The organism is Pseudoxanthomonas sp. J31, assembly GCF_000510725.1.
Lineage (GTDB): Bacteria > Pseudomonadota > Gammaproteobacteria > Xanthomonadales > Xanthomonadaceae > Pseudoxanthomonas.
This window is the reverse complement of the sequence record NZ_AZNZ01000003.1, coordinates 270,155-286,593: the sequence shown is the minus strand read 5'-3', so window position 1 is coordinate 286,593 and position 16,439 is coordinate 270,155. Positions and strand designations below refer to the sequence as shown.

Below are 16,439 nucleotides of genomic sequence, written 5' to 3'. Positions count from 1 at the left end.
TTTTTCTTATGCGCCAGGAACTTGCATGGCCCCAAAGGGCTTCTTTCCGGGCGCGTCCGGCTACGGTATCGATTAACGGCAGCGGCTTCCCCGGCTTTAGGGGGAGGAGCGAAAAAGAAAAACGGCGCGGTTGCCCGCGCCGTTCCGTTTCCAGGGCAGGAGGCCCGCGCGCGCTCAGCGCAGCAGGTTGAACAGCGATAGCCCCTGCATGCGGGTGAACACGGTCTGCGCCGTCTGCAGCGCGGTGCTCTCCAGCTGGAAGCGGGTGATCGCGTCGGCGTAATCCAGGTCGCGCATGCCCGAGAGGGTGGTCTTGAACGTCACCGCGTTTGCCTCGCGCAGCGCGGCCGAGTCCTCGATCAGCGCCATCTGCGCGCCGCCGGAAGCCCGCGCGTCGATCATTGCCTCCGCGGCGCGCGCGATGTCGCGCATCGAGGACTGCAATGCGTTGCGGCGGGCCGCGCGGTCCGCCCCGGTCACCACCGGCGCTTCCAGCGCATCCACCAGCTGCTGCACCGTGGCGAACACGTCGTGCGTCCCGGACGGACCGATCTGCAGTTCGTCGCCGTCCGCGGGCTGCCCGCTGATCGAAACGCGCAGGCCACCGAACTCGATGTCCGTCTTCGCCGTCCAGGTCCCCGCGGCGACCGCGTTGCCATTGGCGTCGGACACCTCGTAGCCGTCGCCGCCGGTGAAACGGATCGTGTAGCTCTCGCCGTTCCAGCCGCCGGCGGTGCTGCGGCTGAAGCTCTCCAGCACGCCGGTGCCGGTGTTGGACGCGGCCATGCGCGCGTCCAGCACGCCGTCGCCGGTGCGGATGCGCATGAACACCTCGCTGCCCGGCAGCGTGTCCTGCACGAAGGTGCCGGGCGCGATCTCGACCTGGCGCTGGGTCTGGTCGCCGTTGTAGGCCACGCCGCCGGCGACGCGGGTGAACGGCGCGACGTCGTCGGCCGCGCCGCCGAACAGGTAGCGGCCGGCGCCATCGTCGCTGTTGGCCAGGCTGATCAGGTTGTCGCGGATCGCGCGCAGCTCGGCGGCGATGGACTTGCGGTCATCGTCCGAGAGCGTGTCGGTGTTGGCCTGCACCGCCAGCTCGTTGATGCGGATCATGTCGTCGCCGATCAGCGCGAGGACGTTTTCCTGCAGGCCCAGGCGGTGGTTCACGGTGTTGGCGTTGAGCCCGAACCGCTCCAGTTCGGCCAGCGAGCGGTCCAGGCCCACGGCGGCGCCCACGCCGACCGGGTCGTCCTTGGCGGTGATGTTTTTCTGCCCGGTCGCGACCTGCTGCTGCAGCTGCGAGAGCTTCTTCTGCCGCGCCAGCATGGTGGCCAGCGACAGGTCGTACATCAGGCTGGTGGAGATGCGCGAGTTCATCGGCGGACGGCGCTCAGGATGGACTGGAACAGGTTGTCGGCGGTGGAGATGATCTGCGCGGCGGCCTGGTAGGCCTGCTGCAGGCGCAGCATGTTGGCCGCCTCCTCGTCGAGGTTGACGCCGGCCACCGCGTCGCGCGCGGCCCTGGCGTCGTCGTGGATCACCTGCTGCGCGTCGGCCGCGTACTCGGCCTGGCGCGCGGCCGAGCCGACCATGGTGGTGAGGCCGCCGACCGCGCCGTTGAGGCTGATGGTGCCGCCGCTGACCACGCGCGCGTCGTCCAGGTTGGCCAGGCGGGTGGCATTGCCGTTGTCGCCGCTGCCGGGTGCCGCGCGCGAGATGGTGAACTGGTCGCCGGCCGCCGGGATGCCGTCGAGCACTACGCTCCAGCCGTTGGCGCTGATGCGCTGGCCCGGGGTGAAGGCGAACGGGCCGGCGCCGTCGATGGTGTACTGCCCGGCGTCGAGGAACTCGATGACCGCGTCCTGCAGCAGGGCGGGATCGGAGGCGTCCTCCACGCGCAGGCCGGACAGCGCGCCGCTGCCCACGTTGGACAGCGCGGCGTTGCCACGCACCGGCGTGGCGGCGGCAATGCGCGACGGATCGGAGATCGCCACCGAGAAGCCACCCGGCGCGCGCGCGGTCGGCTGCACCAGGAAGCGGTCGCCGATCGCGGCGGTGCCGGAAACCTGCAGCGAGATGCCGGCGACCACGAACGGGTCAGCCGCGGTGCCGCTGCCGGTCATCGGCAAGGCCTCGCCGGTGTCGGCGCGCATCGCGATCCAGCCGGTATCGCCCAGGCGCAGCACCAGGTTCTGGCCGTCGAGCGCGGACACGTCGGCGACCTGGGCCTGGAGGGTGGCGCCGCCGCCGTTGCCGGCGTGCGCGTTGACCTGCGGCGCCGGCACGTCGAAGAAGGCGCCGCCCAGGTTGCCGTACAGGTCCATGCCCGCGGCATGGCCCTGGTTGAAGGTGGTCGCCATCGCCACCGCGATCCGGCCCAGCTCGGCGGCTGCCGGGTCCAGCACGGTGTTGCGGAACTCCAGCAGGCCGCCCATCCGGCCGCCCAGCACGCGCTGGTCCAGCACGGTCCGCGAACCGCCGCCGTCCAGCGCCAGCTGCAGGCGCTCGGGACGGTAGGGATCGGCCACGGTGGTCAGCTTCGAGGCCTGCACGCCCACCACCAGGGGCTGGCCACCGGCGGTGAACACGTTGATCGCGCCGCCGTCCTGCATGACCGCGGTGCCGCCGGTGTAGCCGACCAGTTCGGCCACCAGCTGGTCGCGGCGATCCAGCAGGTCGGGCGCGGCCTTGCTGGCGTCCGAGCCGACCTCGCCGTTGATGCGGGCGATCTCCGCGGCCAGGCGGCTGATCTCGCTGGCGCCGGCCAGCAGGCTGTTGTTGATCTCCGAATCCAGCGAGGCGATGTGGCCGTCGAGCTGGCGGAAGCGGGTGGCCAGGGCGTTGGCCTCGGCCAGCACGTTCTGGCGCTCGGCGGTGGCGGCGGCGTTGGAGGACAGCGCGCTGACCGAGTCGAAGAAGTTGGACCAGGCGCCGGCGAGGTTGGTGGCGCTGTCGGAAAACAGCGCGTCCAGGCGCGAAGTCAGGGCGGAAAGCTGCTGCAGGCGCGCCAGTTCACCACCGCTGTCGAGCAGGCGAGAGGTCGCCAGCTCGTCGGCCATGCGCCGGATGTCGGCGACCTTGGTGCCGCTGCCGACGTAGCCGTAGCCGTAGTCGATCGGCGTGCGCGTGGCGAAGTCGACGCGCTGCCGGGTATAGCCCTCGGTGTTGACGTTGGCGACGTTGTGGCTGACCGTCGAAAGCGCCCGCTGGAACGCGAGCAGGGCGCCGGTGCCGGTGGACAGGACGGACATCGCTTATCTCCTGGTGAAGCCGGCCACGTCGGCCGCGGCCAGCGCGCCGCCGGCCGCGCGCGCGGCCACGCCGGCGATCGCCTGCATGGCGCGGTTGACGGTCGGGCCATTGGCGATGGCGGTGATCTTGGCCGCGTAACCCGGATCGGTGGCATAGCCGGCGTTCTGCAGCGCCTGGGCGAAGCGGCGGACGTCGCCGCCGGCCTGCAGCGCCTTCTGGTAGCGCGGGTTGTTCTTCAGCAAGCGCACGTAGTCGGCGAAGCTCTCGGCCGGGGAGGCGTAGGCACGGAACTGCGCGGTCTCGGTGCGGCGCACGCCGCCGGCGTATTCGTGGGTGCGGGTGGTGGCGCGCTCGCCGCTCCAGCCGTTGGCCTTGATGCCGAACAGGTTGTTGGCGCTGCCGCCGCCATCGCGCTGGATCTGGCGCCGGCCCCAGCCGGTTTCCAGCGCGGCCTGGGCCACCAGGGCGCGCGCGTCCACGCCCAGTTCCCGGGCCGCGGCCTGGGCTTGGTCCCAGATGCTGGCGACGAAGTGCTCGGGGCTGCGCGGCGCGAACTCCGCCGCCGCCCGGGCCGCGGCACCCGGCGGGAGCATGCCGGTGGTGGCCACCGCGCCCTCCGGGCCGGCCATCAGGCGGCGGACCAGCGCGTCCAGCGGCGAGCCTTCGCCGGCATCGCCGCCCTCGCGGCCGGCGATCAGGTCCAGGGCCCGATCGGCGCCGGGGGAGAGAACGTCCATCGTCCCGGCGGCACTGGCGTAGGCCTGGGCCGCGGCGGCGGCACGGGTCGGGCCGGGACGGACGTCGATGCGGGTATCCAGCGGCTTGCCGCCGCCGGCGTCGATGCCGCTCTGCCGGGCCAGCTGGCGCGCGATCATCGGCGCCAGCCCCAGGCCCTTGCCGGAAGTCAGCGCCTGCGCCAGCTGCTGGTCGTACATGTCGCGGAAGACCTGGTTCTCGTTGGGGAACAACGAGTCGCCGAAGCTGGCGTCGCGCATGCTCTTGACCAGCATCTGCGCGAACTGGCCTTCGAGCTGGCGCGCGGCATGTTCCACCCGCGCGACGTCGGGAGCGGACTGGGGCGCCAATTCCAGCGGGCGGGCGTCGATGCGCATCAGATCACTTCCAGCTCCGCGCGCAGCGCGCCGGCCTGCTTCAGGGCCTCGAGGATGGCGATCAGGTCGCCCGGCGCGGCGCCGACCTCGTTCACCGCGCGCACGATCTCGTCCAGGGTGGTGCCGCCCTCGAAGCGGAACATGCGGCTGCCTTCCTGCGCGCTGCTGATCGAGGATGTCGGGGCGGCCACGGTGCCGCCGCCGGCGAAGGCGCCGGGCTGGCTCACCTGCACGCCCTCGTTGATGGTCACGGTCAACGCGCCGTGGGTGACCGCCGCCGGCATCACCCGCACCTGCGAACCGATCACCACCGTGCCGGTGCGGGCGTTGACGATGACCTTGGCAGGCGCGGTGCCCGGGGTCAGTTCCAGGTTCTCGATCTGGGAGAGGAAGCTGATGCGCATGCCCGGGTCCGACGGCGCGGACACGGCCACCGTCACCCCGTCCACCGCGCGCGCCACGCCGGGGCCGTACATGCGGTTGATCGCGTCGACCATGCGCGCGACGGTGGTGAAGTCGGTGCGGTGCAGGTTGAGGGTCAGGTCGCCGCCGGCCTCCAGCACGTTGGGCAGGGCGCGCTCGATGGTGGCGCCGTTGGGGATGCGCCCGGTGCTGGGGATGTTGACCGCCACGCGCGAGCCGTCGCGGCCCTGGGCGCCGAAGCCGCCGACCACCAGGTTGCCCTGGGCGATGGCGTAGACCTGGCCGTCGGCGCCCTTCAGCGGCGCCATCAGCAGCGAACCGCCGCGCAGCGACACCGCGTTGCCGATCGAGGACACGGTCACGTCGATGGTCTGGCCGGGCTTGGCGAACGGCGGCAACTCGGCGTGGATCGCCACCGCGGCCACGTTCTTCAGCTGCGGGTTGACGTTGGCCGGCACCTGCACGCCCAGCTCGGCGAGCATGTTCTTCAGGCTCTGCACGGTGAACGGCGCCTGGCTGGTGCGGTCGCCGCTGTTGTCCAGGCCCACCACCAGGCCGTAGCCGACCAAGGCGTTGCTGCGCACGCCGCCGACCTGGGCCAGGTCCTTGATGCGCTCGGCCTGCGCCGGCGCGGCCACCAGGGCCAGCAGCACCAGCGCGCAGGCGAGGGCGCGCAGGCCGGAAATGGGGTTGCGGGACGTTGCCATGGGGCGACCTCAGTACGGGTACAGGCCGGAATTGAAGAAGCGGCTCAGCCAGCCCATCGCGTTGGACTGGGCCAGCGCGCCGCGGCCGCCATAGACGATCCGCGCCTCGCCGACCCGGCTGGAGGGCACGGTGTTGTCGCGCGAGATGTCCTGCGGGCGGACGATGCCCTGGATCTGCACCAGCTCGTCGCCCTGGTTGAGGCGCAGGTTCTTCTGCCCCTGCACGACCAGGTTGCCGTTGGGCAGGCGCTGGATCACGCTCACGGTGACGCTGCCCTGCAGGCGGTTGCTCTGGCTGGACTTGCCCTGGCCGTCGAAGCCGCGCTCGCCGTTGGCCGAGGCCGAGAGGATGTCGCGGCCCTTGAAGCTCACCGGCCCGCCGAACAGCGAGGTCACCCCGGTGGACAGCTCGCTGTCCTTGCTGACCTGGGTGGTGGCGCTGGTCTGCGCGGTGGTGGACTCGACCAGGGTGATGGTCAGCAGGTCGCCGACGTCGCGGGCGATGCGGTCGCCGTACAGCGACAGCCCCTGGCCGCCGGCGTAGATCGCGCCGGGCGTTGGCGCGGCCTGGGCCGGCATGACCGGGACGATCGGCGCCAGCGGCGGGTAGGGGCGCACGTCGCCGGCGGCCGCGCAGCCGCCCAGCAGCAGCACGGCCGGCAGCGCCAGGACGAGGGCGGAACGGGGACGCGGGTTCATGGCGGGACTCCAGCGGCGCTAGCGCGGTCAGACGTTGTTGTTGAGGAAGCCGAGCATCGAGTCGGTGGTGGAGATGGCCTTGGCGTTCATTTCGTAGGCGCGCTGGGTCTCGATCATGCTCACCAGCTCCTCGACCACGTTGACGTTGCTGCCCTCCAGCGCACCCTGTTCGATCAGGCCCAGGCCATTGAGGCCGGGCGTGCCGTTCTGCGCCGGTCCGGAGGCGGTGGTCTCCACGTACAGGTTCTCGCCGCGTGCCTGCAGGCCGGCGGGATTGATGAAGTCGGTGAGGGTCAGGGCGCCGATCTCCAGCGCCTGGCCGTCGCCGGCCATCTGCACGGTGATCGTGCCGTCGGTGCCGATGGTCATCGACTGCGCGCCCTCGGGGATCTGGATGCCCGGCTGCACCGGGTAGCCGCTGCTGGTCACCAGCTCGCCCTGGGCGTTGACCTGGAAGCTGCCGTCGCGGGTGTAGGCCGAGCTGCCGTCGGGCATCAGCACCTCGAAGAACCCGCGGCCGTTGATCATCACGTCCAGGGCGCGGCCGGTCTGCTGCGGGTTGCCCTGCTGGAAGTCCTTGGCGGTGGACACCACGCGCACGCCGGTGCCCAGCTGCAGGCCGGATGGCAGCTGGGTCTGCGCCGAGGTCGAGCCGCCGGGCTGGCGCACCTGCTGGTACAGCAGGTCCTCGAAGTTGGCGCGGTCGCGCTTGAAGCCGGTGGTGTTGGTGTTGGCCAGGTTGTTGGCCACCACGGACATGCGCGTCTGCTGCGCATCCAGACCGGTCTTGGCGACCCAGAGTGCCTGATTCATGACGCGGAACCTCACGTGACGGATTGACGCCACCCCTGATGCATGGGGCGTGCCAGAACCGCGTCGGAGGCCCGTCGCGCTGGCCGTGGCGGCATGCCGTCCGCGCGCCGGGACGCCGTCGCGGCCGCGACGGGGCCGCCCGGGCGTGCGCAGGGGCAGGGCACGGAAGCAAAGGAACGGGCGCCTTGCCGACGGGGCGGGAGGCGCCCGGATGTCCTTCCCGGCGGAGGCACCGGCCGGGGGCCGGAACGGCCGTCAGCCGCCCAGGCGCAGCATGGTGTTGGCCGAGCGCGCGTTCTCGTCGCCGTTCTTGATGACCTTCACCTGCATCTCGAACTGGCGCTGGATCTGGATCATCTGCACCAGCGCGCCGGCGGCGTCGACGTTGCTTTCCTCGATTACGCCGGTGGTGAGCACGGTGCCGGGTGCCTGCTGCAGCGGCTGCTGCGGGGCGATGTTGCGCATCAGGCCGTCCAGGCCGCGCTGCAGCTGCTCCGGTCGCGCCTCGACCACCTTCAGACGCCCCAGCACCGCCATGGTGTCGGCGCCTTCGCCCAGCGGGATGATGGACACGGTGCCGTCCTGGCCGATCTCCAGCGCCTGGTGCGGGGGCAGGGCGATCGGGTTGCCGTCTTGGTCCAGCACCGGATGGCCGCCGGCGGTCACCAGCTGCCCGTTCGGGGTCAGCGACAGGTTGCCGGCGCGGGTGTAGGCCTCGCCGCCGCCCGGCGCCTGCACCGCCAGCCAGCGGTCGGCGTGCAGCGACACGTCCAGCGGATTGCCGGTGACGCGCTGCGCGCCGACGCTGGAATTGAACCCCTGGTCCACGTGCAGCGCCGCCACCCGCGACGGATACCCGGCGCCGCGCACCGGGAAGGCCTCGGTATTGGCCAGCACCGCCTTGAACCCGGCGGTATCGGCATTGGCCAGGTTGTGGCTGACCGTGCCCTGCGCCTGCAGCGAGGCGCGGGCGCCGGTCATCGCGATGTAGAGCGCTTTGTCCATGGGCGGGCCGTGATTCGTGATTCGTGATTGGAAAGAGCCGGCTGACCGGAATAGTGATGGTGGTTGGAGGAGCGCGTTGGCCTCCTCCAACCACCAATCACCAATCACGAATTACCGGATGTTGATGACCGTCTGGGTGGCCTGGTCCTGGGTCGAGATCATCTGCGCGTTGGCCTGGAAGTTGCGCTGCGCGGTGATCATGTTGACCAGCTGCTCGGTCAGGTCCACGGTCGAGGCCTCCAGCGCGCCGGACTGGATGCGGCCGAAGTCCGACGAATCCGGGGTGCCGCTGCGCGGCGTGCCCGAGGAGTAGGTCGCCGCCCACATGTTGTTGCCGACCGCCTGCAGGCCCTGCGGGTTGACGAAGTTGGTCAGCACGATCTGGCCCAGCGGCACGTCCTCGCCGTTGGAGTAGCGGGCATAGACCACGCCGTCCTCGGACACGTCGATCTCGGTCAGCTTGCCGGAGGCCACGCCGTCCTGGTTGACGCTGCGCAGGGCGAAGTTGCTGCCGTACTGGGTGCTCCCGCTGATGTCCAGGCTCAGCTCCAGGGTGCCGGCGCCGGTGCCCGGCGCGTAGGGATCCATGGCGACGCGGCCGTCGGCCGGGGACACCAGGGCGCCGTTGGAATCGAACTGCAGCGTGGTCGGCGCGCCGACCGGGTTGCCGTCGATGTAGTTGTAGACCTGCCACTCGTTCGGGTTGGCGGTCTTGACGAAGTACGAGGCCTGCACGTGCGGCACGCCCAGCGAGTCGTACACGGTGACGCCGCCGCTGCCGGCGTTGTAGCTGTTGGCATCGGACGGGTCGAACGGCTGCACGGTCGGCTCGGTGGCGGCGCCGGGCAGGGTGACCATCAGCTCGACGAGGCTGCTCTGGCGCGGCGGGCTGTCGGTGGTGGCCAGCTTCAGGTCGGTGGTGCGGCCGACGTCGAAGCCGCCGCTGGCGTTGGGCGCGTACACCTGCAGTCGCGCGCCGTCCGGGGTGATCACGTAGCCGCTGCTGTCGGGCTGGAAGTTGCCGGCGCGGGTGTAGAGGGTGTCGCCGTTCTTGACCACGGTGAAGAAGCCTTCGCCGTCGATGGCGAAGTCCAGGCTGCGGCCGGTCGGGTCGATGTTGCCCTGCGCGAACTGCTGGGCGATGTTGCTGACCTTCACGCCCGAACCGATCGCGTTCCGCGCCAGGCCGTAGCTGGTGGTGGAGAACAGGTCGGCGAACTCGGCACGCGAGGTCTTGAAGCCGACGGTGCTGGCGTTGGCGATGTTGTTCGAGGTGACGTTGAGGTCGGCGTTGGCCGCGTTGATGCCGGACAGCGAGGTGGTGAAGCTCATGGCGGACTCCTGCGGAATTCGGGTGGTGCGGCTCAGCTGATGCGGAGCACGTAGTCGAGCGGGACGGTGCCCAGGCCCGGGAGGTCGAGGAACAGGCCATCGCTGCCGGCGGTGACGCTGTCGACCTTGCCGCGGACGTAGGTGTCCAGCGCCTTGGTGCTGCCGTCGTTGGCGGTGTACTTGGCGGTGATCCCGTAGCTGCCGGCGGGCGCGCGCTCGCCGAGGTGGTTGGTGCCGTCCCAGGCGAAGGCAACCTCGCCGGCGCGGTTGGCCGGGACGCTGAACTCCTTGACCGTGCGCCCGGTGGCGTCGGTGACGGTGAACTGCACCGTGCCGGCGTCGGGCGCGGCGACCGCACCGCTGGCGCCGCCGGATTCGCCCAGCGCGACCTTCGCCGACGGCACCAGCACCTCGTGCCCGACCAGGGCGGCGCCGCGCAGCAGCTGGTCGCTGCTCAGCGCCGACGAGAACGCCTTGACCTGGGTATTGAGGGTCTCGATGCCCTGCACGGTGGAGAACTGCGCCAGCTGCCCCAGGAACTGGCTGTTCTCCATCGGGTTCAGCGGGTCCTGGTGCTTGAGCTGCTCGGTCATCAGGCGCAGGAAGTCGGCCTGGCCCAGCGAGTCGCTCTTGGCGCCGTTGCCGGTCGCGGCCGGGGCCAGCCCGAGGCTGGAATAGATGTCGCTGGCGATCGCGCTCATGCGGTATGTCCTCAGCGGCCCATGGTGAGGGTGGCGATGGCCAGCTCCTTGGCCGTGTTGATGACCTCCACGCCGGCCTGGTAGCTGCGCGAGGCGGAGATCAGGTTGACCATCTGCGCCACCGGGTCCACGTCCGGGGCGAACACGTAGCCGTCGGCGTCGGCCAGCGGGTGGCCGGGCTCGTAGCGGCGCACGGGCGGGGCCTCGCTCTGCGCGATCTCGCGCACGCGCACGCCGGTCAGGGCCGGGTCCGAACCGCTGGCCTGCGCCTGGAACACCGGCTCCAGCGGCTTGTAGACCGCCTCCGGCGAGCCGGCCACCGAGTCGGCATTGGCCAGGTTGGAGGCGATGGTGCTCAGCCGCACCGACTGCGCGTGCAGCCCGGAGCCGGCGACGTCGAAGATCGGGAGGTTGCTCATGCTCGGACTCCTGTTACTGGCCGGTGATCGCGGTGAGCAGGGTGCGCACCTTGCCCTCGACGAAGCTCAGCGAGGCGCGGTACTCCAGCGCGGCGCGGCCGTAGGCGGCGCGCTCCATGTCCGGGTCGACGGTGTTGCCGTCGAGGCTGGGCTGGGAGGCCTGGCGGGTGTACTGGAACGGGGCCGCGCCGGTGGCGATGGCGTCCTGGATGTGGCGTTCGTGGGTCGCCGCGGGCACGCCAGGCCCGCCGGCGGCGCGCCCTTCGCGGGCGCGGGTCGCGGCGTCCAGGGCGGCATTGAAGTCCAGGTCCTGGGCCTTGTAGCCGGGGGTGTCGGCATTGGCCAGGTTGCTGGCGATCAGCTTCATCCGCTGCTCGCGCAGGGGCAGGGCGTCGGCGTGGACACCCATATAGGAAGAGATCGGGTTGAACATGGCGACTCCATCGCGGAAGGTCGCCAGTGCTCAGGCAAGGCGCGTGCCAGAACGCGCCGGAAGTCCGTTGCCGGGGCCGCGCGGGCGCCGGCCGGAGGGGCTCAGGCCGTCTCGGCGGCGACCTGGCGCAGGCGCGTCAGCACGTGGTCGGCCAGCTCGTGGGGGCTGTACTTGGCGACGAAGGCATTGGCGCCCACGCGCTCGACCATGGCGTTGTTGAACACGCCCGACAGCGAGGTGTGCAGCAGCACGTACAGCCCCGCCAGGCCCGGGTTGCGCCGGATTTCCGTCGTCAGGGTGTAGCCGTCCATCGCCGGCATCTCGATGTCGGAGATGATCATCGCGTAGCGCTTGCACGGGTCCTCGCCGCTGGAGAGCACCTGCAGGAGGTGTTCCAGCGCCTGGCGGCCGTCGGACAGCAGGGTGACCCCGACCCCCAGCTGGTCCAGCACGCTGCGGATCTGCTGCCGCGCCACGCGCGAGTCGTCCACCACCAGCACCTGCATCGGCGGGGCGTCGGCGGGCAGGGCCATCTCCGGCTCCAGGGTGGCGTCCATCCGCGCCTGGGTGATGTCGGCCAGCACGCTCTCCACGTCCAGCACCTGGATCAGCTCGCCCTGGAAGCGCGTCACCGCGGTCAGGTAGGTGCTGTCGGCGCCCAGGTCCGGCGGCGGATGGATGTCCTCCACCGCGATGTTCACGATCCGCTCCACGTCGCTGACCAGGAAGCCCTGCACCGAGCGGTTGAACTCGGTGACCACCAGGTACTGGGTGCCCTCGTCGCCGGGCGCCAGCCGCTCCGGGTGGCCGATCGCCAGGCCCAGGTCCAGCACCGGCACCGAGCGGCCGCGCACGTCGGCCGCGCCGGCGAACTGCGGCGGCAGGCCCGGGAGCTGGAACAGCGGCGGCCGCCGCAGCACCTCCTGGACCTTGAACACGTTGACGCCAAAAAGCTGGCGCCCGCCCAGGCGGAACAGCAACAGCGCCAGGCGGTTGTGGCCGGCCAGCCGGGTACGCTGGTCGATGCGGTTGAGCAGGTTGTGGGTCATGCCCGCGGTATCGGCCGGGGGCGGCGACGCTTGAGCCGGGCGTCTGGCACGCCGCTTGCAAGAGCCGGGCAGATTCCCCGCGACCGAAGGCCTGCATGCTCCGCCCGCGTCGATTCCTCGCACTCCTGCTCGCCTGGCCGGTGGCCTGGGCGTCGGCCACCGCGTACCAGCCGGTGGACTCGATCCGCGAGGCCGCGCTCGCCGCGGTGGGCGGTGAGGGCGAGGCCAGCCTGGACCCGGCGCTGCGCATGCCCGCCTGCGCGGCGCCGCTGCAGGGCCGGCAGTCCACCGCGTCCACCGTGGAGGTGTCCTGCCCGGGTGGCTGGCGGCTTTACGTGCCGGTCCGCCAGCGCCGCAGCCAGCAGGTGGTGGTGCTGGCGCGCGGCGTGTCCGCCGGCGAGACCCTGGCCGCCGACGCCCTGTCCACCGCCCAGCGCGACGCCTCGCGCCTGGCCGGCACCCCGCTGTCGGACCCGGCCCAGGCCGTGGGCCAGGTGGCACGCCGCGCCATGGCCGCCGGCACCGTGCTGGGCGCCGGCGACCTGGCCGCGCCGCGGATCGTGCGCCGCGGCGACCAGGTCGCCCTGGTCTCGCGCCGCGGCGGGGTGGAGGTCCGGGTGGCCGGCCGCGCCCTCGGCGACGCCGCGGTGGACGAGCGGGTCAGCGTGGAAAACCTTTCTTCCCGGCGTATCCTGCAGGGGCGCGTGGTCCCCGGCGGGGATGTGCTGGTCACTCCCTGAACGCCGGCACGAAATCCGTGCTCCAGCTCTAAAGTTCCCGCCGACGCATGCCGATACCCAGCGCGTACCCCGCCCAAGGACTCATTCCCATGAGCCAGAAGATCGAAGGCAGCCTCCCGCCGCAGGCCGTGCGCAGCACGGTCCAGGTCGGCCGTACTGCCGCCGCCGGCGCCGACCGTTCGGAGCCGGTGGAAGCCACCCGCGCCGGCGACAGCCTGCGCCTGACCGGCGAAGCCGCCAGCCTGCAGGCCCTGCAGCGCGAGCTGGCCGTCGCCCCCGCGGTCGACGCCGCGCGCGTGGCCGAAGTGCGCCAGGCGCTGGAGTCCGGCAGCTACCGGATCGATCCGGCGAAGATCGCCGATCGCATGCTCGAGATGGACCGCCTGCTCGGCTGATCCCGATGACCGCCCCGGCCACCACCGACGCCGCCCTCGACCGCCTGGCCGCCGCGCTGGCCGACGAGCGCCGCGCGTTGCTGGACCACGACGTGGAGCTGCTGATGCGCTCCACCGCCGAGAAGCTGGCGGCCCTGCGCGAGCTGGAGGAAGCCTTGCCCCAGGGCCAGGCCGAGCGCCTGGCCGAGTTGGCCGAAGCCAACCGCCGCAACGGTGCGCTGCTGGCGCGCCGCCGGCGCGAGGTGAACTGGGCGCTGCGCCACCTGGGCCGCGCCGAGAGCGCCCCGGCCTACGACGCCCACGGCCAAGCCCAGCAGCTGCGCGCCAGCCGCGACCTCGCGGTCGCCTGACCCGGCGCGCTCCCCGCCGCTAGAATCCGGTGTTTCACCGGAGCCGCGCCGCGCGCCATGCCATATCGAAACCGCGAAGGCCTGATGCCTTCCCCCGCGATCCTCGACCGCCTGGGCGACAGCCTGCAGGAAGGCGTGCTGCTGTTCAGCGGATCCGGGACCCTGGCCTATGCCAATCCCGCCGCCTCGGCCCTGTGCCAGGACTGCCCGCCGGGCGGGACCGACGGCAGCCTGACCCTGGAGGCGCTGCTGCCGCGCGACGCGCTGCCGCAGGCGCGCGCGGAAGGGCGCTGGAGCGGGCACCTGTCCTTCGGCAAGGACTCGATCCTGCTGGTGCACGCGTATTACTGCCCGGACGAGGGCGGCTGGTACCTGGTGCTGCTGACCGACCTGCGCAAGGTGCAGGTGTACGAACAGGACCTGCTGCGCCGCCACGCCGAGTTGAACGTGCGCCTGACCGCGGCCCAGGCCAAGCTGCTGCAAGCCGAGAAGCTGGCCTCGATCGGCCAGCTGGCGGCCGGCGTCGCCCACGAGATCAACAACCCGATCGGCTACGTGCACTCCAACCTGGGCAGCCTGCAGGAATACCTGCACAGCCTGTTCGCGCTGATCGACGCCTACGAGCGCGCCCTGCGCTCGCCAGACCCGCGCGCGATGCTGGCCGAGATCGACCAGACCCGCTCGCGCCTGGACATCGACTTCATCGCCCGCGACCTGCCGCAGCTGATGACCGAGTCGCGCGAGGGGATCGAGCGGGTGACCCGGATCGTCAAGGACCTCAAGGACTTCTCGCGCTCCGAGCGCGACGAGTCGTGGAAGCTGGTGGACCTGCACGCCGGCCTGGAGTCCACCCTCAACATCATCTGGAACGAGCTCAAGTACCACGCCACCCTGGAGAAGGACTACGGCCAGCTGCCCCCGGTGGAGTGCCTGCCCTCGGAGCTCAACCAGGTGTTCATGAACATCCTGATCAACGCCGGCCAGGCCATCGGCGAGCGCGGCACCATCCGCATCTCCACCGGCCACGCCGGCGACGAGGCGTGGGTGGAGATCGCCGACAGCGGCCCGGGCATCCCGCCGGAGGTGATGCAGCGCATCTTCGACCCGTTCTTCACCACCAAGCCGGTGGGCAAGGGGACCGGGCTGGGCCTGTCGATCTCCTACGGCATCGTCGCCAAGCACCACGGCCGCATCGACGTGGACAGCCAGCCCGGGCAGGGTTCGAAGTTCCGGATCGTACTGCCGGTGCGGCAGCCGCGCGCGGCCGCCTGAGGCGGCAGCCGCTCAGGGGCCTTCCGGGCGCAGCGGCTGGCGCTCGGCGTGGGTCCGGAACGCCTGGCGGATGTGCTCGCGCAGCTCGTCGTCGTTCCAGGGCTTGGTCAGGAAGCGGTAGATCGCGCCGCGGTTGATCGCCTCGGTCACCGTGGCCAGGTCGGTGTAGCCGGACAGCACCATGCGCACCGTGTCCGGGTACAGGGTCTTCACCCGGCCCAGGAACTCGGTGCCGCTCATGTCGCTCATGCGCTGGTCCGAGAGGATCACCTGGACCTCGTTGGTGGCCAGCAGGTCGAACGCGTCGCGCACGTTGCCGGCGGCCAGGATGCGGTAGCCGTCGCGGCGGAACAGGCGCACCAGCGAGCGCAGCACGTTCTCCTCGTCGTCCACCAGCAGCAGGGTCTGGTCCTGCTTGGTCGAGGCGAACAGCTCCGGGCGCATGTAGCGCCGCCGCAGGACCATGCCCGCCGACTCGGCCGGCATCGGCTCGCCGAACAGGTAGCCCTGGAACAGGTCGCAGTCGCTGCGCCGCAGGTAGCCCAGCTGGGCCTCGCTCTCCACGCCGTTGGCGATCACCTTCATGTTGAGCTGGTGGCCCATGGCGATGATCGCGCGCACGATCGCCGTCTCGCGCTCGCCGGCCGGCGCGCTGCGGATGAAGCTGCGGTCGATCTTGAGCATGTCCACCGGGTAGCGGACCAGCGCGCTGAGGCTGGAGTCGCCGGTGCCGAAGCTGTCCAGGGCCAGGCGCACGCCCTCGCGGCGCAGCGCCGCCAGCCCGTCGTACACCGGCGCCACGCTGGCGGCCAGGGTGCTCTCGTTGATCTCGACCAGCAGGCTCTCGGCCGGCAGCCCGGCCTGGCGCAGCATCGCCAGTACCTCGTCGACGAAGGCTGGGCGCAGCAGCTGCAGGGTGGAGACGTTGACCGCCACGAACAGGTCGTCGAAGCCGGCGTCGCGCCAGGCGCGGGCCTGGTTGATGGCGTTGCGCAGCACCCAGTCGCCGATTTGCACGATCACGCCCAGGCGCTCGGCCACCGGCATGAAGCGCTCGGGCACCAGCAGGCCCAGGGTGGGGGACTGCCAGCGCAGCAGCGCCTCCATGCCGACCACGCGGCCGTCGCGGGCGCTGATCTCCGGCTGGAAGCGCAGGCGCAGTTCGCCGTTTGGCACCGCGTCGACGATCTGGCGCGCGATCAGGCTTTCGTTGTGCACCGTCTGCAGGCTGGCGCCGCCGTACATCTGGATGCGCTCGCCGACGTGGCTGGCCTGGCGCGCGGCGATCTCGGCCAGGTGCAGCAGGCCGTCGGCGTCGGTGGCGTGCTGCGGGCAGATCGCGACCCCGGCCTTGGTGCTCAGGAACAGGGTGTAGGGCAGCACGCTCAGCGGCGCCTCGGCCTCGACCAGCAGTTCCTCGGCCAGCTGCTCCGGCGCCGGCATCCCCGGCTGCAGCGGCACCACCGCCACGAACTCGTCGCTGCCGTGGTGCCAGACGTGGCCGCGGCCCTGCAGCAGGGCGTGCAGGCGCCGGCCCAGCTCGGCCAGCGCCTGGTCGCCCACCTCGAAGCTCATATTCTCGTTGACCGAGGCGAAGTGGTCGATGTCCAGGTGCAGGGCCATCAGCGGCGGGCCGCCGTTGCGCGCCTGCGCGACCAGTTCCTGCAGCACCGGGTGGCCGGCGCCCAGGCGGCCGGGCGCGGGAAGTTCGTGGATGGCGGGAGACGTAGGCAGCAC

At 71.5% G+C, this 16,439-nt stretch carries 17 protein-coding genes; 4 read left to right on the top strand and 13 right to left on the bottom strand.

Features of this window, described 5'->3' with window-relative positions; translation table 11 throughout:
* Positions 1-174 precede the first annotated feature (174 nt).
* From flgL to PSEJ31_RS0106945, 12 genes are all read right to left on the bottom strand, one after another.
* Positions 175-1,377, bottom strand: coding sequence for a flagellar hook-associated protein FlgL (gene flgL, locus PSEJ31_RS0107000; RefSeq protein ID WP_028915041.1), 1,203 nt, complete (start codon positions 1,375-1,377; stop codon positions 175-177).
* Complete coding sequence (gene flgK, locus PSEJ31_RS0106995) at positions 1,374-3,251, bottom strand: flagellar hook-associated protein FlgK (protein WP_028915040.1); 1,878 nt, start codon at positions 3,249-3,251, stop codon at positions 1,374-1,376. The genes flgL and flgK overlap by 4 nt, the downstream gene beginning before the upstream one ends.
* Before the next feature lie 3 nt (positions 3,252-3,254).
* The gene (flgJ, locus tag PSEJ31_RS0106990) at positions 3,255-4,364 is read right to left on the bottom strand and encodes a flagellar assembly peptidoglycan hydrolase FlgJ (protein WP_028915039.1); all 1,110 of its coding nucleotides are present in this window, start codon (positions 4,362-4,364) and stop codon (positions 3,255-3,257) included.
* Positions 4,364-5,494 (bottom strand): flagellar basal body P-ring protein FlgI, encoded by a 1,131-nt coding sequence (locus PSEJ31_RS0106985; RefSeq protein WP_019398903.1) that lies wholly within the window; start codon positions 5,492-5,494, stop codon positions 4,364-4,366. The genes flgJ and PSEJ31_RS0106985 overlap by 1 nt, the downstream gene beginning before the upstream one ends.
* 9 nt (positions 5,495-5,503) lie before the next feature.
* The gene (flgH, locus tag PSEJ31_RS0106980; protein WP_019398904.1) at positions 5,504-6,193 is read right to left on the bottom strand and encodes a flagellar basal body L-ring protein FlgH; all 690 of its coding nucleotides are present in this window, start codon (positions 6,191-6,193) and stop codon (positions 5,504-5,506) included.
* Positions 6,194-6,220: 27 nt separating this feature from the next.
* A complete protein-coding gene (flgG, locus tag PSEJ31_RS0106975; RefSeq protein ID WP_019398905.1) occupies positions 6,221-7,006 on the bottom strand; it encodes a flagellar basal-body rod protein FlgG in 786 nt (261 codons plus the stop codon).
* Between the two features lie 255 nt (positions 7,007-7,261).
* Complete coding sequence (locus PSEJ31_RS0106970; protein WP_028915038.1) at positions 7,262-8,011, bottom strand: flagellar basal body rod protein FlgF; 750 nt, start codon at positions 8,009-8,011, stop codon at positions 7,262-7,264.
* A 111-nt stretch (positions 8,012-8,122) separates the two neighbouring features.
* Entirely contained in the window at positions 8,123-9,343 is a 1,221-nt protein-coding gene (flgE, locus tag PSEJ31_RS0106965; RefSeq protein WP_028915037.1) for a flagellar hook protein FlgE, read from the bottom strand.
* A gap of 32 nt (positions 9,344-9,375) precedes the next feature.
* A complete protein-coding gene (locus PSEJ31_RS0106960; RefSeq protein WP_028915036.1) occupies positions 9,376-10,044 on the bottom strand; it encodes a flagellar hook capping FlgD N-terminal domain-containing protein in 669 nt (222 codons plus the stop codon).
* An 11-nt stretch (positions 10,045-10,055) separates the two neighbouring features.
* A complete protein-coding gene (flgC, locus tag PSEJ31_RS0106955; RefSeq protein WP_019398909.1) occupies positions 10,056-10,463 on the bottom strand; it encodes a flagellar basal body rod protein FlgC in 408 nt (135 codons plus the stop codon).
* 13 nt (positions 10,464-10,476) lie between these two features.
* The gene (flgB, locus tag PSEJ31_RS0106950; protein ID WP_028915035.1) at positions 10,477-10,896 is read right to left on the bottom strand and encodes a flagellar basal body rod protein FlgB; all 420 of its coding nucleotides are present in this window, start codon (positions 10,894-10,896) and stop codon (positions 10,477-10,479) included.
* A 101-nt stretch (positions 10,897-10,997) separates the two neighbouring features.
* Positions 10,998-11,945: a chemotaxis protein CheV gene (locus tag PSEJ31_RS0106945; protein WP_019398911.1), complete on the bottom strand. Its 948-nt coding sequence runs from the start codon at positions 11,943-11,945 to the stop codon at positions 10,998-11,000.
* Positions 11,946-12,040: 95 nt separating this feature from the next.
* On the opposite strand from PSEJ31_RS0106945, the gene flgA reads away from it, so the two are divergent.
* From flgA to PSEJ31_RS0106925, 4 genes are all read left to right on the top strand, one after another.
* Positions 12,041-12,685: a flagellar basal body P-ring formation chaperone FlgA gene (gene flgA, locus PSEJ31_RS0106940; RefSeq protein WP_028915034.1), complete on the top strand. Its 645-nt coding sequence runs from the start codon at positions 12,041-12,043 to the stop codon at positions 12,683-12,685.
* 89 nt (positions 12,686-12,774) lie between these two features.
* Entirely contained in the window at positions 12,775-13,080 is a 306-nt protein-coding gene (flgM, locus tag PSEJ31_RS0106935; RefSeq protein ID WP_019398913.1) for a flagellar biosynthesis anti-sigma factor FlgM, read from the top strand.
* 5 nt (positions 13,081-13,085) lie between these two features.
* A complete protein-coding gene (locus PSEJ31_RS0106930) occupies positions 13,086-13,430 on the top strand; it encodes a flagella protein (RefSeq protein ID WP_028915033.1) in 345 nt (114 codons plus the stop codon).
* Between the two features lie 84 nt (positions 13,431-13,514).
* Complete coding sequence (locus PSEJ31_RS0106925; RefSeq protein WP_019398915.1) at positions 13,515-14,702, top strand: ATP-binding protein; 1,188 nt, start codon at positions 13,515-13,517, stop codon at positions 14,700-14,702.
* A 12-nt stretch (positions 14,703-14,714) separates the two neighbouring features.
* Here the strand turns inward: PSEJ31_RS0106925 and PSEJ31_RS0106920 are convergent, their stop codons facing one another.
* The gene (locus PSEJ31_RS0106920; protein WP_051403681.1) at positions 14,715-16,439 is read right to left on the bottom strand and encodes an EAL domain-containing protein; all 1,725 of its coding nucleotides are present in this window, start codon (positions 16,437-16,439) and stop codon (positions 14,715-14,717) included.